This window comes from Alkalihalobacillus deserti, from assembly GCF_020734105.1.
Lineage (GTDB): Bacteria > Bacillota > Bacilli > Bacillales > Bacillaceae_D > Halalkalibacter > Halalkalibacter deserti.
Window position 1 is genome coordinate 157,230 of the sequence record NZ_JAJAFR010000004.1, and the last position, 26,273, is coordinate 183,502.

The 26,273-nt window shown below is 39.0% G+C and carries 26 protein-coding genes and 2 other annotated features; of the genes, 24 read left to right on the forward strand and 2 right to left on the reverse strand.

The window, feature by feature from the left end:
• Window positions 1-156 precede the first annotated feature (156 nt).
• The 14 genes from LDX58_RS09675 to LDX58_RS09740 all read left to right on the forward strand — a co-directional run bounded on the left by LDX58_RS09675 (window position 157) and on the right by LDX58_RS09740 (window position 12,423).
• A complete protein-coding gene (locus LDX58_RS09675; RefSeq protein ID WP_227936631.1) occupies window positions 157-1,182 on the forward strand; it encodes a glyceraldehyde-3-phosphate dehydrogenase in 1,026 nt (341 codons plus the stop codon).
• A gap of 320 nt (window positions 1,183-1,502) precedes the next feature.
• Window positions 1,503-1,883, forward strand: coding sequence for an adenosylmethionine decarboxylase (gene speD / locus LDX58_RS09680; protein WP_265416623.1), 381 nt, complete (start codon window positions 1,503-1,505; stop codon window positions 1,881-1,883).
• 277 nt (window positions 1,884-2,160) lie between these two features.
• The gene (gene nrdR, locus LDX58_RS09685) at window positions 2,161-2,616 is read left to right on the forward strand and encodes a transcriptional regulator NrdR (RefSeq protein ID WP_227936632.1); all 456 of its coding nucleotides are present in this window, start codon (window positions 2,161-2,163) and stop codon (window positions 2,614-2,616) included.
• 77 nt (window positions 2,617-2,693) lie between these two features.
• Complete coding sequence (locus LDX58_RS09690; RefSeq protein WP_227936633.1) at window positions 2,694-4,151, forward strand: replication initiation and membrane attachment family protein; 1,458 nt, start codon at window positions 2,694-2,696, stop codon at window positions 4,149-4,151.
• Window positions 4,152-4,153: 2 nt separating this feature from the next.
• Window positions 4,154-5,083, forward strand: coding sequence for a primosomal protein DnaI (gene dnaI / locus LDX58_RS09695; RefSeq protein ID WP_227936634.1), 930 nt, complete (start codon window positions 4,154-4,156; stop codon window positions 5,081-5,083).
• Window positions 5,084-5,181: 98 nt separating this feature from the next.
• Complete coding sequence (gene mqnC / locus LDX58_RS09700) at window positions 5,182-6,294, forward strand: cyclic dehypoxanthinyl futalosine synthase (RefSeq protein ID WP_227936635.1); 1,113 nt, start codon at window positions 5,182-5,184, stop codon at window positions 6,292-6,294.
• Window positions 6,295-6,377: 83 nt separating this feature from the next.
• Window positions 6,378-6,554, forward strand: a complete 177-nt coding sequence (locus LDX58_RS09705; RefSeq protein ID WP_227936636.1) for a hypothetical protein — start codon at window positions 6,378-6,380, stop codon at window positions 6,552-6,554.
• Between the two features lie 140 nt (window positions 6,555-6,694).
• Window positions 6,695-7,555: a putative sporulation protein YtxC gene (gene ytxC / locus LDX58_RS09710; RefSeq protein ID WP_227936637.1), complete on the forward strand. Its 861-nt coding sequence runs from the start codon at window positions 6,695-6,697 to the stop codon at window positions 7,553-7,555.
• Window positions 7,556-7,905: 350 nt separating this feature from the next.
• Complete coding sequence (gene thrS, locus LDX58_RS09715; RefSeq protein ID WP_227936638.1) at window positions 7,906-9,837, forward strand: threonine--tRNA ligase; 1,932 nt, start codon at window positions 7,906-7,908, stop codon at window positions 9,835-9,837.
• Between the two features lie 282 nt (window positions 9,838-10,119).
• Window positions 10,120-10,246 (forward strand) — a sequence feature (ribosomal protein L20 leader region).
• Between the two features lie 99 nt (window positions 10,247-10,345).
• Window positions 10,346-10,849 carry a translation initiation factor IF-3 gene (gene infC / locus LDX58_RS09720; protein WP_227936878.1) on the forward strand — a complete coding sequence of 168 codons (504 nt, stop codon included), beginning with the start codon at window positions 10,346-10,348 and terminating at the stop codon, window positions 10,847-10,849.
• 44 nt (window positions 10,850-10,893) lie between these two features.
• Complete coding sequence (gene rpmI, locus LDX58_RS09725; RefSeq protein ID WP_227936639.1) at window positions 10,894-11,094, forward strand: 50S ribosomal protein L35; 201 nt, start codon at window positions 10,894-10,896, stop codon at window positions 11,092-11,094.
• A 30-nt stretch (window positions 11,095-11,124) separates the two neighbouring features.
• Window positions 11,125-11,484, forward strand: coding sequence for a 50S ribosomal protein L20 (gene rplT, locus LDX58_RS09730; protein WP_227936640.1), 360 nt, complete (start codon window positions 11,125-11,127; stop codon window positions 11,482-11,484).
• Window positions 11,485-11,556: 72 nt separating this feature from the next.
• Entirely contained in the window at window positions 11,557-11,811 is a 255-nt protein-coding gene (locus LDX58_RS09735; protein WP_227936641.1) for a DUF1294 domain-containing protein, read from the forward strand.
• 36 nt (window positions 11,812-11,847) lie between these two features.
• Complete coding sequence (locus LDX58_RS09740) at window positions 11,848-12,423, forward strand: TVP38/TMEM64 family protein (protein ID WP_227936642.1); 576 nt, start codon at window positions 11,848-11,850, stop codon at window positions 12,421-12,423.
• Between the two features lie 128 nt (window positions 12,424-12,551).
• Here LDX58_RS09740 and LDX58_RS09745 read toward each other — a convergent pair whose 3' ends face one another.
• Complete coding sequence (locus tag LDX58_RS09745) at window positions 12,552-12,932, reverse strand: sigma-w pathway protein ysdB (protein ID WP_227936643.1); 381 nt, start codon at window positions 12,930-12,932, stop codon at window positions 12,552-12,554.
• A 190-nt stretch (window positions 12,933-13,122) separates the two neighbouring features.
• Between LDX58_RS09745 and LDX58_RS09750 the strand changes: the two genes are divergently transcribed.
• Entirely contained in the window at window positions 13,123-13,611 is a 489-nt protein-coding gene (locus LDX58_RS09750) for a dUTP diphosphatase (protein ID WP_227936644.1), read from the forward strand.
• An 80-nt stretch (window positions 13,612-13,691) separates the two neighbouring features.
• On the forward strand, window positions 13,692-14,777 hold the full coding sequence (locus tag LDX58_RS09755; protein ID WP_227936645.1) for a M42 family metallopeptidase: 1,086 nt from the start codon (window positions 13,692-13,694) through the stop codon (window positions 14,775-14,777).
• A gap of 358 nt (window positions 14,778-15,135) precedes the next feature.
• On the opposite strand, the gene sspI is transcribed toward LDX58_RS09755, so the two are convergent.
• Window positions 15,136-15,342 (reverse strand): small acid-soluble spore protein SspI, encoded by a 207-nt coding sequence (gene sspI, locus LDX58_RS09760; RefSeq protein ID WP_227936646.1) that lies wholly within the window; start codon window positions 15,340-15,342, stop codon window positions 15,136-15,138.
• A 128-nt stretch (window positions 15,343-15,470) separates the two neighbouring features.
• Between sspI and LDX58_RS09765 the strand changes: the two genes are divergently transcribed.
• The 8 genes from LDX58_RS09765 to LDX58_RS09800 all read left to right on the forward strand — a co-directional run bounded on the left by LDX58_RS09765 (window position 15,471) and on the right by LDX58_RS09800 (window position 26,244).
• On the forward strand, window positions 15,471-16,226 hold the full coding sequence (locus LDX58_RS09765; RefSeq protein WP_227936647.1) for a TrmH family RNA methyltransferase: 756 nt from the start codon (window positions 15,471-15,473) through the stop codon (window positions 16,224-16,226).
• Between the two features lie 64 nt (window positions 16,227-16,290).
• Window positions 16,291-16,526, forward strand: a binding site (T-box leader).
• Between the two features lie 46 nt (window positions 16,527-16,572).
• A complete protein-coding gene (gene pheS / locus LDX58_RS09770; RefSeq protein ID WP_227936648.1) occupies window positions 16,573-17,607 on the forward strand; it encodes a phenylalanine--tRNA ligase subunit alpha in 1,035 nt (344 codons plus the stop codon).
• A 13-nt stretch (window positions 17,608-17,620) separates the two neighbouring features.
• Window positions 17,621-20,044, forward strand: coding sequence for a phenylalanine--tRNA ligase subunit beta (pheT, locus tag LDX58_RS09775; RefSeq protein WP_227936649.1), 2,424 nt, complete (start codon window positions 17,621-17,623; stop codon window positions 20,042-20,044).
• Window positions 20,045-20,376: 332 nt separating this feature from the next.
• Window positions 20,377-20,652, forward strand: coding sequence for a cell division protein ZapA (zapA, locus tag LDX58_RS09780; protein WP_227936650.1), 276 nt, complete (start codon window positions 20,377-20,379; stop codon window positions 20,650-20,652).
• Between the two features lie 2 nt (window positions 20,653-20,654).
• Window positions 20,655-21,194: a CvpA family protein gene (locus LDX58_RS09785; RefSeq protein WP_227936651.1), complete on the forward strand. Its 540-nt coding sequence runs from the start codon at window positions 20,655-20,657 to the stop codon at window positions 21,192-21,194.
• 338 nt (window positions 21,195-21,532) lie between these two features.
• Window positions 21,533-23,233, forward strand: coding sequence for a DNA polymerase/3'-5' exonuclease PolX (gene polX, locus LDX58_RS09790; RefSeq protein WP_227936652.1), 1,701 nt, complete (start codon window positions 21,533-21,535; stop codon window positions 23,231-23,233).
• Window positions 23,234-23,455: 222 nt separating this feature from the next.
• Window positions 23,456-25,816, forward strand: a complete 2,361-nt coding sequence (locus LDX58_RS09795) for an endonuclease MutS2 (RefSeq protein ID WP_227936653.1) — start codon at window positions 23,456-23,458, stop codon at window positions 25,814-25,816.
• 14 nt (window positions 25,817-25,830) lie between these two features.
• Complete coding sequence (locus LDX58_RS09800; RefSeq protein ID WP_227936654.1) at window positions 25,831-26,244, forward strand: DUF350 domain-containing protein; 414 nt, start codon at window positions 25,831-25,833, stop codon at window positions 26,242-26,244.
• The last annotated feature ends 29 nt before the right edge of the window (window positions 26,245-26,273 follow it).

Consider the following 26,273-nt stretch of genomic DNA (forward strand, 5'->3'; position numbering starts at 1 on the left):
CTGGGCGAAAAATGCCTAAATCAAGCTTGATTTAGGCGCTTTTTTTATTTTTATAAAATACGATGAAATTAATGTCATTATTCATTTAATGTGTTATACTAATTAACATAAAGAGAATTATAAAGTATAGCTCATATTGCGGGAGGAGTCACACTAATGAAGGCGAAGGTTGCAATTAATGGATTTGGCCGTATCGGTCGTATGGTGTTCAGAAAGGCAATGAGGGATGAAAAAATTGATATAGTAGCAATTAACGCAAGCTATCCTGCAGAAACATTAGCTCATTTAATAAAATATGATAGTATACATGGCATATACGAGTTAGAAGTCGAAGCGAAAAGCAACTCTATTGTTGTTGGGGGTAAAGAGATTCAACTTTTACAATCAAGAGATCCTAGAGAACTGCCTTGGGCAGAACTTGGAATTGATATTGTCATTGAAGCAACAGGTAAATTCAAATCAAAAGAAACTGCTGGTTATCACCTAGAAGCAGGAGCTAAAAAAGTAGTGATAACGGCACCAGGTAAGGATGAAGATATAACGGTAGTAATGGGTGTTAATGAAGGCGATTATATGAATGAAGAACATGATATCATTTCGAACGCTTCTTGTACAACAAATTGCTTAGCTCCTGTAGCTAAAATCATTGATGAAAATTTTGAGATTGAAAGTGGCATGATGACAACGGTTCATGCTTATACAAATGATCAAAAAAATATCGATAATCCACATAAAGATCTCAGAAGAGCTAGAGCTTGTGGCCAATCGATTATTCCTACCTCAACTGGTGCAGCGAAGGCGATTGCCAAAGTACTTCCACAATTAAAAGGAAAGTTAAATGGAATGGCTTTGCGTGTTCCGACTCCAAATGTTTCACTCGTTGATTTAGTTGTTAATGTAAAGCAAGATGTCACCGTAGAACAGGTAAATAGCGCCCTAAAAGTAGCTTCTGAAAACTCATTAAAAGGGATTTTAGGTTATACAAACGAACCTCTTGTATCCATCGATTTTAACGGGAATGAGCAATCTTCTGTAATCGATGGTTTATCAACCATGGTCATGAACGACAGACAAGTAAAAGTACTTGCTTGGTATGATAATGAATGGGGTTATTCGTGTCGTGTGGTAGACCTTGTATGTTTTGTGGCAGAAAAGCTAAAAGAACCAAGTAAAGTGCATTAAAACTATTTTTATAAAAGGTTTAGTGCCCATAAAGTTGAGAAACCTTAAAAATAATTGTTGTTCACATTTGATGTTTGATTGCAGTTCAACTAGGATAGATGATAATAGTCCTGAAGTAACCTAAAAAAAGTTACTTCTAACTGTTGCAATCAAATTATAAACCAAGTATACTGATTTTCGTGAACTTCAATTAAAGCAAATCAGGAACTGTTTTTTACAGACCGGGTTAGGACCTCTCTGGACTAACTTTCCCCCGTGTAATTTAACTTTCCTACATGCTTGAGAAGGCATGACATTTTTTGTGAAGGGGGATTCAACTTATGGACACTATGGGTCGTCACGTAATTGCAGAACTTTGGGGATGCAACGTGGAGAAGTTGAATAATATGAGTTTTATTGAACAAGTATTTGTTGATGCAGCATTGAAATCAGGAGCTGAGGTAAGAGAGGTCGCATTTCACAAGTTTGCTCCACACGGAGTAAGTGGAGTTGTTATTATCTCAGAATCTCATTTAACGATTCACAGCTTTCCTGAACACGGATATGCGAGTATTGATGTGTATACTTGTGGTGATCTTGATCCTAATGTGGCAGCAAATCATATTACTGAGGCGTTAGGTGCTAAATCGAGTGAAGTCATTGAGGTGCCTAGAGGAATGGGACCAGTTAAAATTGAAAAATCAAAAGTTCAAGCACTATAAGTGAGATAGAAGAGGTTGACTCTAACAAATGTTCTTAACTCTTGTTCAATAGCGAACGAAACTTAGATGTTTCAAAGCAATTGAGGAAGAGATTAAGTACATTTTGGGTCAACCTCTTTTTGATTTGGTACTTTTTCTTTGGATTTTTCCCCTAAAAAAGATGAATATGATATGATATATATAGTTTAATTTCGATAAGGAACGACAAAGAGCCTTTTCTTGTCATCCCGTTTTTTACTATTATGAAAGATACGTAACGGAAATTGGAGTTGATCAAATGCTATGTCCTGCTTGTCATCATAATGGAACTCGAGTACTTGATTCAAGACCCAGTCATGAAGGCCGTTCAATTCGTAGAAGAAGAGAATGTGAAGAATGCAGTCACAGGTTCACAACATTTGAAATGGTTGAGGAAATTCCTCTGATCGTTGTGAAAAAAGATGGGACCCGTCAAATATTCAGTCAAGATAAGATTCTTCGAGGACTCATTCGTGCCTGTGAGAAAAGACCTGTTTCATTAGAAACGCTTGAAAAAATTGTCAACGGTGTGGAGCGTGAACTTCGCGGATTAGGGAAGAATGAAGTAATGAGTCATGATGTGGGTGAGCTTGTTATGGAACGACTTGCTGATATTGATGATGTTGCATATGTACGCTTTGCATCAGTCTACCGCCAATTTAAAGATATTAATGTATTTATAAAAGAACTGACTGATCTGATGAATAAGAGTTAAGGAACAAAAGAGCTTAAGCGTAAGTCGCTGCAAGCTCTTTTTCAGCTGAAAGTTAGAGTCGAGAGGAGGACTTAGAAATGACATGGCATTGGAAAGAGCTACTTCCTGTTGATCGATTTACAATTCGGACAAGTAAGTATGTAACAGAGATGGATCGTCTGTCATTAACATTGTTATATCAACCACTTATTGGAGCTGTCGCACATAGCTTATATGTAACGTTTTTGTCTCAGTTAGAAAAAGATCAATACTGGAGTAATGAGCAAACACATAGGCAATTAATGTTGTTGCTAGGTGCTCCGCTCGAAGTGATTTATGAAGAACGAAAAAAGCTCGAGGGAATTGGTTTGCTCAAAACATTTAAACGCAAAGAAGAAGATGGAGATACGATTTATTTATACGAGTTACAGCCACCAATGACGCCCAAACAATTTTTTGAAAATGATGTACTAAGTGTTTACCTTTTTAACCGACTTGGAAAAACACATTATCGCCAACTTCGTGAGAGATTCACGTTAGAAAAAATGGAACATGAAGAGTACACAGAGCTAACTTATGCATTTGATGAAGTGTTTGCTTCCTTACATCATTCAGAAATGGTCTCAAATTTAAAATCTGAGACTGGAAATGCGCTACGCGTTGATAAGGATAAAGAATTGATTTCAACAGATGAGGAAGAACTTTATTTTCAAAATAAACAGTTTGACTTCGATCTGCTAGAAAAAAGCTTATCATCGTTTATCGTGCCACAAGAGGTTTTAACGAAGGATGTCAAAGCATTGATTGGCAGGCTTGCTTTCGTGTATCGAATTGAGCCTTTAGAAATGACTTCTATTATACAACAAGCACTCTTACACGATGATAAATTGAATGTGATGGAATTTAGAAAGAAAATTCAAGAATGGTATAAGATTGAACATGGAAATGAACCACCTGGTATAGGATTGCAGCAGCACCCAGCCAAATTTCAGTCGATGAAGGGAAAAGAACCAGTTACAGAAGAAGAACGTACCATTAAATTTTACGAAACGACGCCTCCTCTAACGTTGTTGGAAATCAGGTCGGATGGCGCGAAAGTAGCAGCAGCCGATATGAAAATTGTCGAGTCGCTTATCCTCGATCATCAATTACTTCCAGGTGTAGCTAATGTGTTATTAGACTTCATGCTTTGGAGTCAGGACATGAAACTGTCTAAGGCATTAATAGATAAAATAGCTGGACACTGGGCGAGAAAGAAAGTGCAGACGGTTAAAGAAGCGATGCAACTTGCGATGCAGGAGCAGAGAAAAACCAATGAACAGCAGGTCAAGAAATCAACGGCTCCATACAGTAAGCAAGCAACTAGACGCAAGCAACAGCCGAAACGAGATAAATTGCCTAAATGGCTTTTGGCAGAGAAAGAAAAAGAGAATAAAGCACCTGAAGCGACTAACCAAGTAGAAATGAAGAAAGATCAAGTGCCAGTGGGTGAAAAAAGTTTTGAACAGATGCTTGAAGAACGAAGAAGAAACAAGGCAAAGAGAGGAGAGGCGTAAATATGGAATCCATTCAATCTGCACTGAAACAATGGAGTCAAGATAATAATAAATTTCAGCAGAGGTTAAATGATGCGAGAAACACATTGCTCGCGGACCCAATTGTGAAAAAGGCTATAGAGCAAGTTTCCGTTACAGAAGAAATGCTTGAGCAAGGTTTAATAAAACTATATGAATTGCAGAAAGAACTCCATCACTGTCATGATTGTCCTGGCCTTTCAAACTGCCCTAATATGATGAAGGGGTATCAACCAGAATTGCTAGTAACAAGAAAAGCATTAGATCTTAAATATCACCCTTGTTCCTTAAAAACAAAGGAAGAAAGTGCGCGTAAACAGCGACAATTAATAAAGTCATTGTATGTACCAAAGGATATTCTAGAGGCTACCTTTGATAAGCTAGATCGTGATCATGAGCGTGAAGAAGCTAGTCGAACAGCTCTGGCGTTTGCGTTAGGAACCAATCCAGGTGTGGATGGTCAAGGTCTTTATTTTTCTGGGAAATTTGGTGTCGGAAAAACGCATTTAATGGGTGCTGTCGCAAATGAGCTACGGGATAGAGGAATCGAAACATATATCGTTTATACGCCAGATTTCTTTAGAGAAATGAAGTCCTCCATTGGTGATGGTACCTTTCAAGAAAAACTTGATATGGTTAAAAAAGCAAAAGTGTTGATACTCGATGACATTGGAGCCGAAACGATCTCAGGTTGGATTCGAGATGATGTATTAGGCGCGATCTTACAACATAGAATGCTAGAAAATCTCCCAACTTTGTTTACGTCAAACTATGATTATGATGAGTTAGAAGAACATCTCTCGTATTCAGAAAGAGGCGGAATTGAAGAACTTAAAGCAAAGAGAATTATGGAACGAATTAAGCATTTCACAACGTTTGTGTCGGTTGAGGGTACAAATCGACGTTCGAGGTAAGTTGAACTTTTTTCCAATTGCGAGCTCTTCTCTTTGCTGAAAGAAGCAACTATGATAGGATGAGAGTATCATATTTTGATTATTGCGGAGGGTACAACATGAGCATTGATGCGATATTAAAACGTGCGCTAAATGGTGAACGCTTGCAGATGGAAGATGCGATTGCTCTTTACGAGAGTGATGAAGTAGAGAAAATGGGTGAAGCGGCTAATCAAATCATGAAAAAATGGCATCCAGAGCCAATTACAACATTTGTGATTGGGCGTAATGTAAATTATACAAATTTTTGTGATACGTACTGCCGGTTTTGTGCGTTTTACCGAGCGCCAGGAAATAAAGAAGGATATGTTCTAAGTGATGATGTCATTTTTAAAAAGATTGAAGAAACACAAGCTGTCAACGGAACAGAAATTCTAATGCAGGGCGGTACAAACCCTGATTTACCTCTTAGTTATTATACCGATCTATTGAAAGAGATTAAAAGTCGCTATCCTGATATTTGGATGCACTCTTTCTCTCCAGCCGAAATTTGGAAGATCGCTGAAGTATCTGGATTGTCGGTCGAAGACGTTTTACGTGAATTACATGAAGCTGGGCTTGACAGTATGCCGGGTGGTGGTGCTGAAATTTTAACTGAAGAGACAAGACTTCGGGTTAGCCGTTTGAAAATCACATGGGAGCAATGGATTGAGGCGATGAAGGCGAGTAAGCGTGTGGGGATGCACGGTTCGGCTACGATGGTTATTGGTTTTGGTGAGTCATTTGAAGAACGTGCGCTACACATGCAGCGAATTCGTGATGCTCAAGATGAAACACAGTGTTTTACGGCTTATATCTCATGGTTATTCCAGCCAGAGAATACGGGTATGTATAAAACGAAAAAGTTAACGCCACGCGATTATCTGAAGAATGTTGCGATTTCACGTCTTTTTATCGATAATATTGAAAACTTCCAATCTTCTTGGGTAACAATGGGCCCAGAGGTTGGGAAATTATCGCTTGAGTATGGATGTAACGACTTCGGGAGTACGATGATGGAAGAAAATGTTGTATCTGCTGCAGGGGCAACACATAAAGTAAATACGAATGAAACCCTTCGTTTGATTCGTGAGGCTGGAAAGGTTCCAGCACAGCGTAACACGAAGTATGATATTCTTCGTGTATTTGACGGAGAAGAAACAGCAGAAAAAGATTTTATTATGCAAAATTAAATTTTTGTTGGAGGGTCTAACCCCATTTATGGGAGCTAGGCCCTTTTTGTGCTTCACGGTTGTTGCCGGAAAGAGAGCGAGAGTTGCCGGAAAGCGAGCAAGTTGCCGGAAAGAGAGCTAGAGTTGCCGGAAAAAAAGCAGAAGTTGCCGGAAAAAGAGCAGAAGTTGCTGGAAAAAGAGCAGAAGTTGCTGGAAAAAGAGCGCGTTGCCGAAAGAAAGGCGAAGTTTTCGGTGAAAAGCCACGGTCAACGGTAAAGTAATGCTTCTCCTACCTTGTTGAAATCATTTTGTTATCATTATTTCAAAACAAAAACATAGGATGAAAGTAGAGCCTGTCTGAAAAATGGAGACAAGAAGATGTACCCATAGAGGTGTTCGTTATATGTAAGGGGGAGTAACGTTGATAGCAATCCATTTTGAAGAAGAACACGATTGCAAGCAGCTGTTTCATCAGCTGACGGCGTATATCCAAAAGTACGCTAAATACGGCTTAGGTGGAGCTGTTAATGCAGAAGGGGATGATACAATTATTCTCAACTATGAACACAAGCATATAAATTTCTATGATTCGTTTCATCCTTTACTTGCATCTGTGTTAACCGATTATGTGATTAGTACGAAGGAAGATGACTGGTTATTAGATATTATTGAAAACATGTTCTATTTCACTGACAATGAAGAACAGGAGCAAATATTGACGATTGCTCGCTCTATTTTAGAAGGTGATCGAAATGATTTACCGCAAATGAAACCATTCTTCAACAGGAGAGCTTTTATTTACGACGCTTTTGCCAAGCATCTCGAGGAAGAAACTACATTTTACTATGAGCCTTTTCTCACCTTCAGGTTGCGGGACTATGGTGAAATATTAATTGACTGTGTAGAAATAGCTATTGATGAGTATATGCTTGAGCAAGAATATCAAAATATGATTGAGGATTTCCGGCAATTTGTTCAATTTAAACGATCAAAAGTAGAACTCGTTTATGTTGTCCATGATGGTAGTTTTACATTTTACGATGAACATTTTCGTCGTATGACGAGAGAAGAACTGCTTTTTCATTTGCAAGACGATTTAGTCTTTGAACAAGAAGTAGATATACAGGACATGGTCATAAGTCCGTTAGTAAGTATGGTCCCAGGTCTTGTTCATGTTTTCACGGATGATCCTGATCATGGTGTCATTTTATCCATTCAAGCTATTTTTCAAGAAAGAATGAAGCTCTTTCCATTGAAAGCGTACGAACAAGATTGGAATTAACTTTTGGAAACACTTGCTTTTCTAGACAAGGCTCCCTATAATACTACATATCATAGTCAATATAAGAAAGAGTCTTGATGAGGACATGAGGCGTTCAAATTGGTTTGCAGAGAGGGAAGTATTGCTGAGAGCTTCCTAGCTAGAAGGCGTTCTTACCACCTCTGAACTGCGTTAGGGAAACACAACTGTGGACTATCTAATGCCGGTATCAACCGTTACATTGTATCTTGAGGAGAACGCTCTGCTTTTTGAGTTGTCTCGAACAAGGGTGGAACCACGAACTACACTCGTCCCTTCTATATGGAGGGATGGGTGTTTTTTATTTTATACTTTTGAAGGAGTTGACAAGTATGGCCGTTGTAAAAATAACGTTTCCAGATGGTGCAGTAAAGGAGTTTCCTGTTGGAACAACAACAGAAGACATTGCTGCATCTATTAGCCCGGGATTAAAAAAGAAGGCAATCGCTGGAAAATTTAATCATACATTGCTTGATTTACGGACACCTATTACAGATGATGGTGAAATGGCCATTGTGACAGCAGGTTCAGATGAAGCATTAGAAATTATGCGTCATAGTACGGCACACGTTATGGCACAAGCCGTTAAACGTTTGTTTAAAGATGTAAAGCTTGGTGTAGGTCCTGTCATTGAAGGCGGGTTCTATTATGATATTGATTCAGAGGAATCGATCACAGCAGAGGACTTGCCGAGGATTGAAAAGGAAATGAAGAAAATCATTTCTGAAAACCTTGAGTTGAAGCGGATTGAAGTCACACGAGAAGAAGCAATTGCGAAATACAAAGAAATTGGTGACGAGTATAAACTCGAGCTTATTGAAGCGATTCCTGAGGGAGAAATGCTGACGATTTATGAGCAAGGTGAATTCTTTGATCTTTGCCGTGGTATTCACATCCCATCGACAAATAAAATTAAGGAATTCAAGCTGCTTAGCTTAGCTGGGGCTTATTGGCGTGGAGACAGCAAAAATAAGATGTTACAACGTATTTACGGAACGGCTTTCTTTAACAAAGAAGATTTAAAAGAACATCTTCGTTTGCTTGAGGAAGCAAAAGAGCGCGATCATCGAAAGTTAGGAAAAGAACTAGGTATTTTCGCTCTATCGCAAAAAGTGGGACAAGGTCTACCTCTATGGTTACCTAAAGGCGCAACCGTTCGCCGAATTATTGAGCGCTATATTGTTGATAAGGAAGAAAGACTCGGCTATCAACACGTATATACGCCAATTTTAGGTAGCTCAGAACTTTACAAAACTTCTGGTCACTGGGAGCATTATAAAGATGATATGTTCCCGGTAATGGAACGCGATAATGAAGAGTTCGTTCTGCGTCCAATGAACTGTCCACATCATATGATGGTTTATAAACAAGACATGAGAAGTTACCGTCAATTGCCTCTTCGTATTGCTGAGCTTGGTATGATGCACCGTTATGAAATGTCTGGGGCTGTTTCTGGTCTTCAACGTGTACGAGGAATGACACTAAATGATGCTCATATCTTCTGTCGACCGGATCAAATTAAAGATGAATTTCTGCGCGTTGTTCACTTAATTCGTGAAGTATATAAAGATTTTGGAATTGAGAACTTTAAATTCCGTTTATCTTATCGTGATCCTGAAGATAAAGAAAAATATTTTGATGACGATGCCATGTGGGAAAAGGCTCAAAGTATGCTGAAAGATGCGATGAATGAGCTTGGTGATATCGAGTATTATGAAGCTGAAGGGGAAGCTGCATTTTATGGTCCGAAGCTTGATGTACAAGTGAAAACAGCTCTAGGTAAAGATGAGACGTTATCGACGGTTCAATTAGACTTTTTACTACCTGAACGTTTTGACTTAACTTATGTCGGGGAGGACGGTCAACAGCACCGACCAGTTGTTGTTCACCGCGGTGTTGTATCAACAATGGAGCGTTTTGTTGCGTTCTTATTAGAAGAATACAAAGGGGCATTTCCAACTTGGTTGGCTCCGATTCAAACGCAAATCATTCCTGTATCAAATGATGTACATCTTGATTATGCTAAAAAAGTTCAAGAAAGCTTACAAGCGGTTGGCGTTCGAGTTGAAATCGATGAGCGCGATGAAAAGTTAGGATATAAAATCCGTGAAGCACAAATGCAAAAGATTCCATACATGCTTGTTCTAGGTGACAAAGAAATGGAAGCATCAGCTGTAAATATCCGTAAATATGGCGAACAAGACTCAGCATCTGTTGCCCTAGATCAATTTGTAGAACAAATGAAAACAGAAGCTAGAAAATAGTAGTTTGTACAAAAAGGTCGAACTTTACCTTTTTGTACAAACGAAGCAAAGAGCGGAACCGCTGCAAGGTTTTAAGCCACTCTGAGCGGTTTTCTCAGAGAGGCGCGCAGCGAGTGGAGCCATTGTAACTGCTTTCTCAAACTTTCTACTCCATTTTGTTGTAATAAGTCATTGCTTTCTAGTAACTTAGGAGTTAGAATAATATAGGTCGGCCACTAAAAAAGTTTGACACCTTTCAATCGATATGATATAGTCATTTAGTAAACAATTAAACATTGGAAACAAAGCAAGCAGAGGCGCCCGCTTCTCACCTGATGACGCAATAGCAGTTTGCAGGTATAAAACGTTTCATTTTTGATAAATGGAATAAGTGTGGGTGTATGTATTGCGCCTACACTTTTTTTTGTACTTAAATGAGGTGCATTGATGCTACTGTACCCAGTAGTAATGCTATATAATGCTTTGGTTCGTTAATATCCTTTGGAGGTGGCTCATTATTAGTAAAGACATGTTGGTCAATGAAGGGATTCGTGCTCGTGAAGTACGTCTTATTGGAGCAAACGGAGATCAAGTTGGTGTAAAGTCAAAACAAGAAGCACTTGAAATGGCACAAAATGTCAATCTTGATTTAGTCTGTGTTGCTCCAACTGCGAAACCACCTGTGTGTCGTATTATGGACTACGGAAAATTCCGTTATGAACAACAAAAGAAAGAAAAAGAAGCTCGTAAAAATCAAAAAATTATCAATGTAAAAGAGGTTCGTTTGAGCCCAACGATTGAAGATAATGATTTTAATACAAAGCTTCGCAACGCTCGTAAATTCCTTGAAAAAGGAGATAAAGTAAAAGTGGCGATTCGCTTCCGTGGACGTGCTATTACTCACTCTCAAATTGGACGGAAAGTACTAGAGCGTCTTGCAAAAGACTGTGAAGATGTTGCAGTGGTTGAATCAATGCCTAAGATGGAAGGGCGTAGCATGTTTCTGATGCTTGCTCCAAAAGTTGAAAAGTAATATCTCACACTAGCTTGTAACAAGATTAAAGGAGGACCTGAGTTATGCCAAAAATGAAAACTCACCGTGGTGCTGCAAAGCGTTTCAAGAAGACTGGATCTGGAAAGCTGAAGCGCTCACACGCATTTAGAAGTCACTTATTCGGTAACAAGTCACAAAAGCAAAAGCGTAAGTTACGTAAAGCTGGAATGGTTCATTCTGGTGATTTCAAGCGTATCCGCGCAATGTTAACGTACAAAAAATAATTGATCGTTTGATAGAAGGAGGGAACTTCGATGCCAAGAGTAAAAGGCGGTTATGTCGCTCGTCGTCGTCGTAAGAAAGTTCTAAAGTTAGCTAAAGGTTATTACGGTTCTAAACATACATTATTTAAATCAGCTCAAGGTCAGGTAATGAAGTCATTACTTTATGCTTACCGTGATCGTCGCAACAAGAAACGTGATTTCCGTAAGCTTTGGATTACGCGTATCAACGCAGCTGCTCGTATGAATGGTCTTTCTTATAGCCGTTTCATGCACGGTTTAAAGCTTGCTGAGATCAATGTAAACCGTAAGATGCTTGCTGAACTTGCAATCACTGACGAAAAATCATTTGCACAACTTGCTGACAAAGCAAAGGCAAGTCTTAACGCATAATTTTAGAAAAGCGCGGCATTCGTCGCGCTTTTTTCTATAGTTTTATTAAAAAAGAATAATTGGGGTGTCTATATGATTCTGACAGTCTATCTAGTTATCATCAATTTAGTAGCTTATGTGTTGATGGGTACGGACAAGAGTCGAGCAAAAAAGCATCAAAAAAGGATACCTGAAAGAACGTTGTTTTTATTCGCTTTGTTTGGAGGAAGTTTAGGAGTTTATACAGGAATGAAGTCATTCCGGCATAAAACAAAGCATAATAGTTTTAAGATAGGAACTCCCATTATTCTTTTTGCCCAAATTGGAATACTCGTCTTCATCTTATAGCTTTCTTAGCATAGACTAGGAAGAGGAGGCAACCAAATGGAGGGATTTTTAGAACGCTCATTTCTGTTTATTGAGCAAAGTGGATGGCTTGCTCCGTTTTTTTTTATTTTTCTCCATGTTTTCAGGCAAATATTTTTTATACCAGTCTTGTTGGTTTGCCTTTTAGGCGGTTACTTATTTGGAACTATTTATGGGTCAATTTATTCGATTATTGGTCTTACAGCAGTAAGCATGGTGTTTTACGGTCTCATTCATATTTTACCTAGTATGAGAGAGAAATTGACAAAGCTTAAGAAGCGTATTCTTAAAGGAAAACACCAACTGACAATTCCACAAATGGTGATCATGAGGTTAATGCCTTTCGTTCATTTTCATTTGGTATCTTTATATTTAATCGAGTCAACAAAGAACTTTAAAACATATAGCAAATACTCTTTTCTTGTTAGTATTCCCCCGGCTGTTATCTATACAGCTTCTGGAGATATGATTCACGAGCTGCCGCTTGCCGGTACTATAATTTTTACGTTATTCTTAGCGGTCTTGTTTCTCTTTTTTCGAAAAAAAAGAACGAGTATTAGTTGGGATGACTTTTTTTCAACGAAAAGAACGTAGTGCATTTTAGGAAAAAAACTCAGTCTGTAGACTGAGTTTTTCTTATCTACTGAATCGAAAAAGGTACAAAGATTAATGGACCGACTAACTCGGCAATGACTGCTCCAAGGCTCGTGAGTGTAAAACCGTTATTTTCGCAATAGTTCTTTAATTGGACTTTTCCATTCTATTTTTGCGCGTGGGTACCGTAGGCGAATATCATCGGCAATAAATTGAAAGTCTTCCTTGCTACAGCCTTTTAATTGATCGGTTTGCCTAGCCCATACATAAATCGAGATAATCTCAAAGGATTGTTCTGTTGTACCTAAATATTTTTCGCCTTCAAACATAACGCCTTTATACGTAATTAAGAAATTCTTGCGTACATCTTTATCATCATCAAAAAAGAAGAATTGTTTACGGTCATGTGCTTGTTCTAGTTTTCTTCTTGGATGGAACAAATATTTAAAAGCTGAATACGCTAGGACAATGAGTGCTACTAATAATAGCAGTCTAAATAAAATAACCATTTATTATGCCTCCTTATGAGGTGATTTCTAGAGTTCTAACTTGATTTTGACATACTTTATTTAAAGAAGTAAAGTCTCTAATAGGTAATACGAATAAGCTGTCAATTGGTTACGCTTTTTTAAAAAAATTATTGTAGTTCCACCCAATGTTCCATCATTGTTATAATCATTATATAGAGGAGGGATTCACGTGGACATTAAATCATTATTTTCCATACAAAAACAATTAAATGATCGAATTATCGCAGAGCATCAACTTGCTGGACAAGATTTATTTCAAGAGAAACTTCTTGCTTTTATCGTCGAAGTAGGAGAGCTTGCGAATGAAACAAGGTGCTTTAAATATTGGAGTCGCAAACCTTCTTCAGAACGCACGATTATTTTAGAAGAGTATGTTGACGGGCTACACTTTGCTCTTACTTTAGGATTGAGTCTTGGATATACAGAGGTAATTTTAAAAGATGAATTCGAACAAAAAGAAAAGCTAACAGATCATTTTCTAGATGTACTAAATCTTGCCCAGCAGTTAGGCTTAAATCAGTCGCAGGAACAATTTCAACAATTTATCGACTCTTTCTTCGCTCTAGGTCATAAGCTTAGTTTTACATACGATGAAATGGAAAAAGCATATTTAGAAAAGAATAAAGTTAATCATGAGAGGCAAGATAATGGATATTAATGTTAAAATTATTAGATAATTTGAGTAGAGAAATAGTTTTCTGTATACTAAAAAGGATTAAATAAAAAGGAGGCTATACGATGACAAAGCTTAGCGAAAAACTGCAAATGTTAAAGGATTTAACGGATGCGAATGGAATTCCGGGGAACGAACGTGAAGTAAGAGAAGTCATGTCTAAATACATAACTCCATTTGCTGATGAAGTAACAACGGATAAGCTAGGTAGTCTAGTTGCGAAAAGAACAGGAAAAGCAGACGGACCTAAAATTATGGTTGCAGGCCACCTTGATGAAATTGGATTCATGGTTACACGAATCGATGATAAAGGATTCCTTCGTTTTCAAACAGTCGGAGGATGGTGGGAGCAAGTGATGCTCGCACAGCGTGTCACAATTATGACAAAGAATGGCAACATTCCTGGTGTTATTGGTTCGAAGCCTCCACATATTTTAGCACCTGAAGCCCGGAAGAAGCCGGTAGATAAGAAAGATATGTTTATTGACATCGGTGCAACAAGTAAAGAAGAAGCACAGGAATTTGGTGTGCGTCCAGGTGATTCTGTTGTTCCAGTTTGTGAATTCACCGTGATGAAAAATGAAAAGTTTTTAATGGCAAAAGCTTGGGATAACCGAATCGGTTGTGCAATTGCGATTGACGTATTACGCGGTCTGAAAGGAGTAGATCATCCTAATACGGTTTATGGGGTAGGAACAGTTCAAGAAGAAGTCGGTTTACGTGGTGCACGAACATCTGCTCATCTAATTGAACCAGACATCGGATTTGGAGTAGATGTAGGGATTGCAGGCGACACGCCAGGAGTGACAGAAAAGGAAGCTCTGGCTAAAATGGGTGACGGTCCACAAATCGTTCTCTATGATGCGTCTATGGTCTCTCACAAAGGGTTACGCGATTTCGTGACAGATACGGCAGATGAACATAGTATCCCTTATCAGTTCGACTCAATGGCAGGAGGCGGAACAGATTCAGGAGCCATTCACTTAACAGCAAACGGTGTTCCAGCTTTATCTATCACGATTCCAACTCGTTATATTCATACTCACGCTGCTATGCTACATCGTGATGATTATGAGAATACAGTTAAATTAATTGTTGAAGTGATTAAAAAGCTTGATCAGGAGACAGTTGAGAAAATAACGTATAACTAATAAGAGTAAGAGCCGAATTTCATTAATGAAGTTCGGTTTTTTTGTGATTGTGAATTTTCATAGGATCTTCAATTTAGAGTAGGCCGTTAAATAGCACTTTTTACGAGAAGTAGAGGTATGAAAGTCTCTTAGACAAAAGAGAAACATAGTTGTTTAAATATATCTCACATATCAAAGAAAGTTCTATTTCAACTGCAATCAAAGTATATTAGCGATCGTTTAGTACTTACCAGCGGAAAATATAAATAAAACAACAAAAGGAACTACCTGACTTAAAAGACCAACACAGTAAAAGGCTTATCGAAAAAAGCTTTATTAAAAAAAGAGCTTATCCCTAAGGAGACAAGCTCTGTTGTGATTATTGCAAGCCTTGGCTAATCTGTTCGCAAACTGCATCTTTATCTTGCTCACTTGCATTTTTCCAGTAAACTTCGAATAAAACACCTAATCCTGGTAGCATTTTTTCTTCGCCTTTTTGAAGGGCGTCTACAATTGTTGCTTCAACGTCTTCATGTGTACTTCCTTGAATGTTGGCCATGATGGCACCGCGTAAATTAAAACCCATAAGTGTTACACTCCTTTTTAGTGATAATTATGATTCTAATAGTAGTATGTAACAGCATGGACTGGATTATGACGAAAAAAATGGGTATGATGGATGAAATGAGAAAGTAGGGTCTAAAGGAGTAGAAAATGAAGCGAATTGATTCAGTAAAAAATGAACATGTAAAACGGTGGAAAAAATTAAAAACGAAAAAGGGTAGAGAAACAACGGGGCGTTTTCTTTTAGAGGGTTATCATCTTGTTGAAGAGGCTATAAAGGCACAGAAACTTGTGGAGTATATTCTTTTAACAGAGGGGACAAATCCGCCTGCAACGTTATCCTTGCAAAATGAGGACGTCATTATCGTAAGTGATCAAGTAATGAAGGAATTATCTGAAACAGAGACCCCACAAGGAATTGCTGCTGTGTGTGTGTTACCAACTGAACCTGATGTAGATAGATTAGAAGGTCAGTTTTTGCTCATTGACCGAGTACAGGATCCTGGGAATTTAGGAACGATGATACGAACGGCTGATGCAGCGGGGATGACAGGTGTCATTCTTGGTGAAGGTAGTGTCGATGTGTTTAACAGTAAAGTCATCAGAGCGTCTCAAGGTTCTATTTTTCATTTACCTGTGATGAAGGGCAATTTAGAAGAATGGATCATGCGATTAAAAAATGCGATGATTCCGGTATTTGGAACAGCACTTCAAGGAGCGAGTTCTTACACAGCGATTGAACCTCAGACTCAATTTGCTTTAATTATGGGCAATGAGGGAGAGGGTATGGCAAATTCATTACTTGAAATGACAGATCAAAATATTTACATCCCGATTCATGGTAAAGCAGAATCATTGAATGTGGCGGTAGCAACAGGCATATTGCTTTACTATTTTAAGGGATAATGGCCAAAGAAAGTTGCATCTGCGTACAACTTTCACTATAATTAAAAAATCAAATCTATATTTTATAAATGCGAAGAAAGAGAGTAGTACGTTTTTAGCCACCATACAGGGAGAAAATGCCTTAGACTGAAAGCATTTTTATGGCAGGGATGACGGAATTCACTCTGGAGCAGACACCGGACTACAAGTTTTCTTGTAAAGGTGTTCCGGTTTCGACCGTTAAAGCAATGAAGATAATAGTGTGTTGGATCATCTATTCACTATTAACTAAGGGTGGTACCACGAGTCTTCGTCCCTTTGCGGGAGCGAGGGCTCTTTATTTTGTTTAAATGAAGGAGGCACTTTGATGCGTGAACGATTAGAAGCCTTGCGAGATGAGGCATTAGCAAAGGTTGCTGTAGCCGAAGATGTAAAAGCGCTACAAGAAGTAAGAGTTGCTTATTTAGGAAAAAAGGGCCCGATTACTGAAGTATTACGTGGCATGGGGAAACTATCTGCTGAAGAACGTCCACTGATTGGACAAATGGCCAATGAGGTTCGCGATGCGATCAAAGCAGAAGTGGACCGTAAAGAAGGAGAACTTGAAGAAGCGGCAATTGAACGACAATTGGAGAATGAAAGCATTGACGTGACATTGCCAGGACGTCCGGTACAAAGTGGGTCTAGTCATCCGCTTACAGCAGTGGTAGAGGAAGTAGAAGAAGCATTTTTAGGTCTTGGATTTTCAGTTGCAGAAGGTCCTGAGGTGGAAGTGGACTATTATAACTTTGAAGCTCTTAACCTGCCTAAAGATCACCCTGCACGAGATATGCAAGATTCTTTTTACTTCACAGATGAACTGCTGCTTAGAACACATACATCACCTGTGCAAGCGAGAACAATGGAATTACATAAGGGAAAAGGTCCAGTTAAAGTCATCTGTCCAGGAAAAGTGTTCCGACGTGATGATGATGACGCGACCCATTCCCATCAATTTATGCAAATTGAAGGCTTGTATGTAGACGAAAATGTTCGTATGAGTGATTTGAAGGGTGTTTTGGAACAATTTGCGAAATCATTCTTTGGCGAAGACCGCTCCATTCGTTTGCGTCCAAGCTTCTTCCCGTTTACAGAACCGTCTGTTGAAGTCGATGTATCTTGTGGGATGTGTGGGGGAAAAGGCTGCCGTATTTGTAAACAGTCGGGCTGGATTGAAGTACTAGGTGCTGGTATGGTTCATCCACGTGTTCTTGAAATGAGTGGATTTGACTCAACGAAATATAGTGGGTTTGCGTTTGGTATGGGTGTAGAGCGTTTAGCAATGTTAAAGTACGATATTGATGATATTCGTCATTTCTATACGAATGATGTGCGTTTTCTAGCACAGTTCAAACGGGTGTAAAGGAGGATTTTTGATGTTAGTCTCTTATAAATGGTTACAGGATTATGTAGATGTAAAAGAGCATTCCGCTCGCGATATTGCAGAGAAAATGACTCGCGGTGGAATTGAGATTGATTTTGTTCATGGGTTAAATCAAGGAATTTCAGGAGTGGTTGTTGGTTTTGTCAAAGAATGTAGTCAACATCCCAATGCTGATAAATTAAATGTCTGTCAGGTTGATATTGGTGAAGCAGAACTCGTGCAAATTGTTTGTGGAGCAGCGAACATAGCAGCTGGTCAACATGTTGCCGTTGCGAAAGTAGGCGCTGTTCTTCCGGGTAATTTTAAAATTAAAAAAGCGAAGCTACGTGGTGAAGTCTCACAAGGTATGATCTGTTCGTTGCAAGAGCTTGGTATCGATAGCAAGCTTGTGCAAAAAGAGTATGCTGAAGGCATTTATGTGTTCCGCGATCAAGTGGAAGTCGGAAGCGATGCGCTCGCTGCTCTTAACTTAGATGATGAAATCCTTGAGTTAGACTTAACTCCAAACCGTGCTGATTGTTTAAATATGTTAGGTGTGGCGTATGAAGTGGCCGCTTTATATGAAAAGGAAGTCACTCTTCCTACAATTGACGTCCAAACGAACAAAGAAAAAGCTTCTGACTACATTGATGTAAAGGTGGAAGCAACGGAAGATACTCCATATTATGGAGCAATTATCATTAAAGATGTGAAAGTAGGTACGTCACCTCTTTGGTTGCAAAATCGCTTGATGGCTGCAGGAATTCGACCAATCAGCAATGTGGTTGATATTACGAACTATGTCTTACTTGAATATGGACAACCATTACACGCGTTTGATTATGACCGTTTTGGTTCAAAAGAAGTTTTAGTGCGTCGTGCGAAAGATGGAGAAACCATTGTGACACTAGATGATCAAGAGCGTATGCTTTCAAGCGATCATCTCGTTATAACGAATGGCAAGGAGCCTGTTGCAATTGCTGGTGTAATGGGTGGAGCTACATCTGAGGTTCATGCTGGCACGACAACGGTTTTACTTGAAGCCGCTTATTTCCAAGGGGCAACGATTCGAAAAGCTTCACGAGATCTAGGGCTACGCAGTGATGCGAGTACAAGATATGAAAAAGGGGTCGCTCAAGACCGCGTCTTAGCTGCGGGTCGAAGAGCAGCAGCTTTAATGGCTGAATTAGCTGGTGGAACGATTGTTTCTGGAGTGGTTGAACAAGATCTTCTATCTTATGAACTTTCAACCGTAGTTCTTGATTTAAAACGGGTTAATAACCGCCTAGGGATGTCAGTATCACTTGATGAAGCAATGTCATTCATGGATCGCTTAGGATTCACTTATGAAAAAGTCGGTGATATTCTTAATGTTACGATTCCTTCTCGTCGTTCTGATATTCAAATTGAAGAAGATTTAATGGAAGAAGTGGCCAGGTTATATGGCTATGATCATATCCCGACAACGCTTCCTGTTGGAGCAACAACTCAAGGCGCGTTAACGGACTATCAAACGAAAAGACGCCATGTTCGTCGTGTGTTACAGCGTTCAGGCTTATCTCAAGTTATTACTTACTCGTTAACAAGTCCTGAAAAAGCGAAAGGATTCGCGTTTGAAAAAAATCAAACGCCTGTAACACTCGCGATGCCAATGAGTGAAGACCGCAGTACGATGCGGACGAGTCTCATTCCGCATTTGTTTGATGTTCTTAGCTATAACTTTAATCGGAAAAATCAAGACGTTCATGTATATGAAATTGGATCGATTTTCTTAAGCAACGAAGAAACATTGACAAATCAACCAACTGAAAGAGAAATGGTCGCAGGTGCATTAACTGGAATGTGGCTAGAGCACGAATGGCAAGCCGAAAAGAAAGCCGTTGATTTTTTTGTCGGTAAAGGCATTCTTGAAAACTTATTCAAGGAGCTCGGAATCGAAGCGGAGATTGTGTTTGAACAAGCGACTTTACCTGATTTACATTCTGGCAGAACCGCTCTTGTGAAATTAGATGGTCAAGAGATTGGTTTTATCGGTCAAGTACATCCTTCTAAGCAAAAGGAATTAGGTTTAAAAGAAACATATGTTTATGAGCTTGAACTAGATACGTTACTGAAACACGAAGCGACATCAGTTGTTTATCAAGCAATGCCGCGATATCCAGCGATGGTTCGTGATATTGCTCTTGTAATTGATAAGCATCGTTCAGCGGGAGAAGTGGAAACAGTCATCAGATGGGCTGGAGGCGAGTTGTTGAAAAAGGTTCGTCTGTTTGACTTATATGAAGGCGAGCATATGGAGGCAGGAAAGAAGTCTCTTGCTTTTTCGCTAACATATCTCAATCCAGAAAGAACGTTAACAGATGAAGAAGTGACAAAGGTTCATAATGAAGTGTTGAAAATGGTGAAAGAACATGTTGGGGCCACGTTAAGAGGCTAACGTTTTACTTACTATAAACTATATAATTAGAATGAGGTTGTCGTTAAAGGTCATAATCAATGATCTTTTCGGACAACCTCTTTTTTGAACAAGCTCTTTTACTAAGTAAATTCTTTTTATAAAAAATAACTGGATTATGAATATAAAAATTACCCTATTTAAACAAACTATTTCGGTTAAAAAGTGTAGTCACCGTTACTAAAGATTAGTAATTTCCAAATTTCTTCTAAACACATTGTTTCCTTAAATAAACCTTCATGGTATGATAGAATGTAGGATTTTAATAGATGACTACAACATATGGAATTGACTTGTAGATAGGGGGCTTTTCCGTGTCAAAACGAAACGAAAAGCAGAAGATAACGGTTTCAATATATGGTCAACAATATACAGTTGTCGGTGAAGAGCCTCCCGCACACGTGAAAGAAGTGGCTCAAACAGTTGATCAGAAGATGAGAGAAATAAAAAAAAGAAACCCTTATCTCGATACTACACGTTTAGCTGTATTAACAGCTGTTAACATTGTTGATGATTATATAAAGTTAACAAAAGAAAATGAAAGGTTGAACGAAAAAGTAAAGCAGCAAAGGACGACAGGAGACGAATAAACATGCTTAGCTTTCTAATTCTATTTATCTTATTTTGTAGTTTCTTTATTGGTAGAAGAAGAGGTTTTATCCTTCAAATCATTCATCTCATTAGCTTTATAGTTGCTCTTGTAGTGGCCTATACTTATTTTGGCGAACTTGCTTCCTACATTCGACTATGGGTTCCTTACCCGCAATTTTCATCTGATAGTACGGTTGGAATGATCATTAATTCGTTTAATGCAGAGAGTGTCTACTACTCTGGGATTGCTTTTGCGCTTCTCTTCTTCGGCACAAAAATTATTCTTCACCTATTTGGTTCGATGCTAGACTTTTTGGCGCATCTACCCATTTTACGGTCGGTTAACCAATTACTTGGAGGGATTTTTTGTTTCATTGAGACATATCTCATTTTATTTGTCCTATTTTTTGTAACAGCGCTTTTACCGATTGTTATCGTTCAAGAAATCATGCAAGGTTCAATCGTTGTTCAGCTTATGTTGAACCATACGCCATTTTTATCTGAATGGCTGAAGGAATTATGGGTTAATAATCAATTATAGATTGTTCCAAAAGCAACGCACACTCTCAAGACATCTTTTTAAAAACAGTCTGGTTCTTACATGTGTAAGAACCAGACTGTTTTTAAAGATAAGGAAGTTTGAAATCCGAGTGATACAGGATGAGTTTCAATGAAGCATGAAGAGCCTACTCAAGGGTGGAAATGGCACCAAAAGCTCTTAAGTCGAACGACAAGAACCCCACGTTCGACTTAAGAGAAAGTAACTTCCACTAATGCTTATAAGAAAAGACCGCTCTGCGGCTTTTCTTATGGGACTTTCGTTGATTTTGTCTACCAACTATCGGTATGATGAGAGTAGAGAGAAAGGATCGATGAAGAATGAATAAAAAAGACGTGATAAAACATCTTGAAATGATTGCAACGTATCTTGAAATCAAGGGCGATAATCCTTTTAAAATTTCAGCGTATCGCAAAGCGGCGCTTGCGTTAGAGTCCGATGAACGGACATTAGATGAAATTGAAAATCCTGCAACATTAAATGGAATTGGCAAAGGAACAGCCGAAGTCATACTAGAGTTGAAACAAACGGGTAAATCCTCATTAATGGAGCAATTAGCTGAGGCGGTGCCTTCAGGCCTTTTGACACTGTTGAAACTACAAGGACTTGGTGGCAAAAAGATTGGAAAGCTATATCAAGAACTAAATGTGGTTGATTTGGAAACACTAAAGCAAGCGTGTGAAGCTAAAGAGGTGCAAAAACTAGCTGGTTTTGGCAAGAAAACAGAAGAGAAAATTCTTATTTCCATAAAAGAGGCAAGTGAGAGGCCAGAACGATTAGCTCTGCCAACCGTCTTACCACTTGCTGAAGCCATTGAACAGGTATTAGCTGGAATGAACGGAGTAGAGCAGTTCTCAAAAGCAGGTAGTTTAAGAAGGATGAGAGAAACTGTTAAGGATCTTGATTTCATTATTTCTACAACCGAGCCAGGAACCGTTAAACAACAGTTACTTGAACTGGATTCCATTAGCAAAGTGGTTGCAAGTGGAGATACAAAGGTTTCTGTAGAGATTACGACAATCGATTTTCCTATCTCTGTTGATTTCAGGCTAGTAAAACCGGAAGAATTTGCGACAACCTTGCATCATTTCACAGGATCGAAGAATCATAACGTGAAAATGAGACAGCTAGCTAAAAAACGAGGCGAGAAAATCAGTGAGTATGGGGTAGAACATCTTGAAACAGGAGAAATGAAAACATTCAAGACAGAGGAAGAGTTCTTTGCACACTTCGGTTTAGAATTTATTCCTCCCGAAGCGAGAGAAGATCAAGGAGAAGTCGAGCATTCTTATACGTATATAACGAATGACGATATCGTGAGTGACCTTCATATGCATACAACCTGGAGCGATGGTGCTCATTCGATTGCAGAAATGGTCGAGGCAGCAAGACAAAAAGGATATCAGTATATAGCAATCACGGATCACTCGAAATATTTGCGTGTTGCTAATGGTCTTTCGATTGAGCGTTTAAAAGAGCAACATGCTCGTATCAAAGCTCTAAATGCTCAATACGATGACTTTACGATTTTAACTGGAATAGAAATGGATATTTTGCCTGATGGGACTCTTGATTACGATGATGAGATTTTGGCTGAAGTAGATTTTGTCATTGCGGCGATCCATTCCTCTTTTCAACAGGACCGTGCTACCATAATGAAACGGTTAATAAGCGCATTAGAAAATAAGCATGTCGATTTAATCGCCCATCCTACAGGTCGAATACTTGGTCATCGCGCAGGCTATGATCTGGATGTAGAGTTACTGATCGAACTAGCGAAAAAAACGAATACAGCACTTGAATTAAATGCTAACCCACACCGATTAGATTTAGCTGCTCATTGGTTAAAAAAGGCAGAAGAAGCAGGGGTCACGATCGCGATCAACACAGATGCTCATAATAAAGAATCACTAGATCTTATGTCATACGGTACGGGTGTAGCAAGAAAAGCATTATTAAAAGCAGAAACAGTTATGAATACTTGGCCATTAGAAAAACTACAAGCGTTTTTGCAAAGATAAAGAAGTAAAATTCGAGTAAATACAGGATCGGTTTCAAAAAAGCCTGAAAAGCCTTTCGAAGATGACAGCAATGTTTCCATAAGCAGTACGTTAAACGACAAGAAACCCATTTGTCCTTCAACAATAAAAGAAGGCAGCGGTTTGTGTTCATTCAGAAAAGACGGCTAGCCGTTTCCTTAAACAACACGAATAATGGATTTTATAGAGAAGGAGTTATCATAGATGGAACGAGTCTTACGAGTATTAGAATTTGAAAAGATGAAAAAGCAATTGACTGGTCATGTCTCCTCTTCTCTAGGAAGACAAAAGGTCTTGGCGTTAAAGCCGTCGACAGATAAAGAAGAGGTTGAAAAATGGCAAAAGGAAACGTCAGAAGGAGCAAAAGTTCTTAGGTTAAAAGGGAATGCTCCTCTTGGCGGAATCACGGATGTTGTAGCACATGCAAAACGGGCAAAAATTGGTGGGGCACTAGCTGCACATGAGTTAATGGAAGTGGCAAGTACTATTTACGGGGGACGTAGGCTGAAGAAGTTTATTGTCACACTGGTTGAAGAAGAGGAAATTGACTTGCCTTTGCTTCATCTATACTCAGAAGAAATTGAGCCGTTAACGGACGTAGAGCGTGAGATTAAGCAATGTATTGACGACAACGGACATGTAATGGATTCTGCTAGTTCTGAGCTTAGGACGATTCGCTCACAAGTAAGAAGCTACGAATCTTCCGTGCGCTCAAAATTAGAAAGCATCACACGATCCTCTAGCTCGCAAAAAATGTTATCGGATGCGATTGTCACAATTCGAAATGATCGATTTGTTATTCCTGTTAAGCAAGAGTACCGCAGTTCTTTCGGAGGGATTATCCATGATCAATCAGCTTCTGGAGCGACCCTATTTATCGAACCACAAGCAATTGTCGTGTTAAATAATCAATTGCGTGAAGCAAAAGTAAAAGAAAAGAGAGAGATTGAACGAATCTTAACAGAACTATCTGCGCTAGTGGCTGAAATTGCCGATGATTTATTGCATAATTTAACGATTCTTGCTGCCTTTGATTTTATTTTTGCAAAGGCTCGATATGCTAAGCAAATCAAAGCATCTGAGCCAATGCTAAATGAAGATGGCTATATAAATATGAGAAAAGCGCGTCATCCTCTATTAGAGGAAAATGAGGTTGTACCGATTAATGTTGAACTAGGAGGAACGTATCGCTCTCTTATTATTACGGGTCCTAATACCGGAGGAAAAACCGTGACGTTAAAAACGGTCGGGCTTCTTACGCTAATGGCTCAATCGGGGCTACATGTCCCGGTCGAGGATGAATCGGAGATGGCGGTATTTAAACAGATTTTTGCTGACATTGGGGATGAACAGTCAATCGAGCAAAGTTTAAGTACGTTTTCTTCCCATATGACGAACATTGTTAGTATTTTAGATAAAGTCGACTTTCAAAGTCTAGTCCTTTTTGACGAGCTTGGAGCGGGGACGGATCCAACAGAAGGAGCTGCTTTAGCGATTTCAATTTTAGATGATGTCTATAATCGCGGCGCCTGTGTAGTGGCAACAACTCATTACAGCGAATTAAAAGGCTATGCTTATAATCGTGAAGGAGCGATTAATGCAAGCGTGGAGTTTGATGTGGAGACGTTGCGTCCAACATATCGCTTGCTTATTGGAGTTCCTGGACGAAGCAATGCGTTTGCGATTTCAAGAAGACTTGGACTAAATGAACGCGTGATTGATAAGGCGAAGGAACAAATTGATAGTGAGACCAATCAGATTGAGTTGATGATTGCTTCGCTTGAAACAAGCCAGAAATCAGCTGAGTCAGAGTGGGAAGAAGCTAAGTCTCTTCGAAAAGAAGCGGAAAAGCTTCGCGCAGACCTTGAAGAGCAATTACAAGTTCTCGAGACAGAGAAGGAACGAATTTTTAAAGAGGCTGAAGACAAAGCAGAAAAAGCTGTTCAAGAGGCGAAGGAAGAAGCCGAGTTAATTATTAGTGAACTACGTGACATGCAAAAACAAGGTTTATCAGTGAAAGAACATCAAATTATTGACGCGAAAAAGCATCTAGAGCAAGCAACGCCAAAACTAACGTCGAAGCAGAAAAAAATTAAGAAGGTTGCTGCAAAAGCAAAACAAAATATTCAAAATGGAGATGAAGTAAAAGTTTTAAGCTTTGGACAAAAAGGAATCGTTGTTGAAAAAATAAGTGAAACTGAATTTCAGGTCCAAATGGGTATTATGAAGATGAAAGTAAAACAGGATGACTTGCAACTTTTAGATCGTCCCAAGCAGGTTGAAACCAAGCCTCTAGCGATGGTACGGGGTAACGATCACCATGTTAAATCAGAGCTTGACTTACGTGGGGAAAGATTTGAAGATGCGATGTTGATGGTTGAGAAATATATTGATGATGCTCTGCTCGCTGGATATCATCAAGTTTCTATTATACACGGTAAAGGTAGTGGTGCCCTCCGTAAAGGGGTCAAACAATTATTAAAAAAGCATCGACATGTTCAAAGTGAGCGAGATGGTGGGATGAATGAAGGTGGTCTTGGGAACACCGTTGTGGAGCTGAAATAAGAGAGGCGAGATAAATGGAAGCATTTTTTGAATATGAGTGGGTTCGAACAGCAGCTTACTACAGTGTCTCCCTCCTAGCAATCATTTTATTCTTGGCAATCTTCGAGTTGGTTACTAGCTATAAGAACTGGCAAGAGATCAAAAAGGGAAATATAGCGGTTGCGCTTGCAACTGGTGGGAAAATCTTTGGCGTAGCTAACATTTTCAGGCATTCGATAGAGTATTCCGATTCTCTTCTGATGATGCTAGGCTGGGGAGTTCTTGGTTTCTTCTTATTATTGTTTAGCTATTTTATGTTTGAGTTTCTAACTCCAACTTTTAAAGTGGATGAAGAGATTGAGCGAGACAATCGGGCTGTTGGATTCATCGCTATGATCATTTCTATTGGTCTTTCTTATGTCATAGGTGCGAGTATTATTGCGAGATAGAAGGAGTGGTTTCACAAGTGGAACGGTTA

Excerpts from the sequence above, each read along its gene's own strand:
- LDX58_RS09675 (WP_227936631.1), top strand. The coding sequence starts at position 157 with ATGAAGGCGAAGGTTGCAATTAATGGATTTGGCCGTATCGGTCGTATG.
- speD (WP_265416623.1), top strand. The coding sequence starts at position 1,503 with ATGGACACTATGGGTCGTCACGTAATTGCAGAACTTTGGGGATGCAAC.
- nrdR (WP_227936632.1), top strand. The coding sequence starts at position 2,161 with ATGCTATGTCCTGCTTGTCATCATAATGGAACTCGAGTACTTGATTCA.
- LDX58_RS09690 (WP_227936633.1), top strand. The coding sequence starts at position 2,694 with ATGACATGGCATTGGAAAGAGCTACTTCCTGTTGATCGATTTACAATT.
- dnaI (WP_227936634.1), top strand. The coding sequence starts at position 4,154 with ATGGAATCCATTCAATCTGCACTGAAACAATGGAGTCAAGATAATAAT.
- mqnC (WP_227936635.1), top strand. The coding sequence starts at position 5,182 with ATGAGCATTGATGCGATATTAAAACGTGCGCTAAATGGTGAACGCTTG.
- thrS (WP_227936638.1), top strand. The coding sequence starts at position 7,906 with ATGGCCGTTGTAAAAATAACGTTTCCAGATGGTGCAGTAAAGGAGTTT.
- infC (WP_227936878.1), top strand. The coding sequence starts at position 10,346 with ATGTTGGTCAATGAAGGGATTCGTGCTCGTGAAGTACGTCTTATTGGA.
- rpmI (WP_227936639.1), top strand. The coding sequence starts at position 10,894 with ATGCCAAAAATGAAAACTCACCGTGGTGCTGCAAAGCGTTTCAAGAAG.
- rplT (WP_227936640.1), top strand. The coding sequence starts at position 11,125 with ATGCCAAGAGTAAAAGGCGGTTATGTCGCTCGTCGTCGTCGTAAGAAA.
- LDX58_RS09735 (WP_227936641.1), top strand. The coding sequence starts at position 11,557 with ATGATTCTGACAGTCTATCTAGTTATCATCAATTTAGTAGCTTATGTG.
- LDX58_RS09740 (WP_227936642.1), top strand. The coding sequence starts at position 11,848 with ATGGAGGGATTTTTAGAACGCTCATTTCTGTTTATTGAGCAAAGTGGA.
- LDX58_RS09745 (WP_227936643.1), bottom strand. The coding sequence starts at position 12,932 with ATGGTTATTTTATTTAGACTGCTATTATTAGTAGCACTCATTGTCCTA.
- LDX58_RS09755 (WP_227936645.1), top strand. The coding sequence starts at position 13,692 with ATGACAAAGCTTAGCGAAAAACTGCAAATGTTAAAGGATTTAACGGAT.
- sspI (WP_227936646.1), bottom strand. The coding sequence starts at position 15,342 with ATGGGTTTTAATTTACGCGGTGCCATCATGGCCAACATTCAAGGAAGT.
- LDX58_RS09765 (WP_227936647.1), top strand. The coding sequence starts at position 15,471 with ATGAAGCGAATTGATTCAGTAAAAAATGAACATGTAAAACGGTGGAAA.
- pheS (WP_227936648.1), top strand. The coding sequence starts at position 16,573 with ATGCGTGAACGATTAGAAGCCTTGCGAGATGAGGCATTAGCAAAGGTT.
- pheT (WP_227936649.1), top strand. The coding sequence starts at position 17,621 with ATGTTAGTCTCTTATAAATGGTTACAGGATTATGTAGATGTAAAAGAG.
- LDX58_RS09785 (WP_227936651.1), top strand. The coding sequence starts at position 20,655 with ATGCTTAGCTTTCTAATTCTATTTATCTTATTTTGTAGTTTCTTTATT.
- polX (WP_227936652.1), top strand. The coding sequence starts at position 21,533 with ATGAATAAAAAAGACGTGATAAAACATCTTGAAATGATTGCAACGTAT.
- LDX58_RS09795 (WP_227936653.1), top strand. The coding sequence starts at position 23,456 with ATGGAACGAGTCTTACGAGTATTAGAATTTGAAAAGATGAAAAAGCAA.
- LDX58_RS09800 (WP_227936654.1), top strand. The coding sequence starts at position 25,831 with ATGGAAGCATTTTTTGAATATGAGTGGGTTCGAACAGCAGCTTACTAC.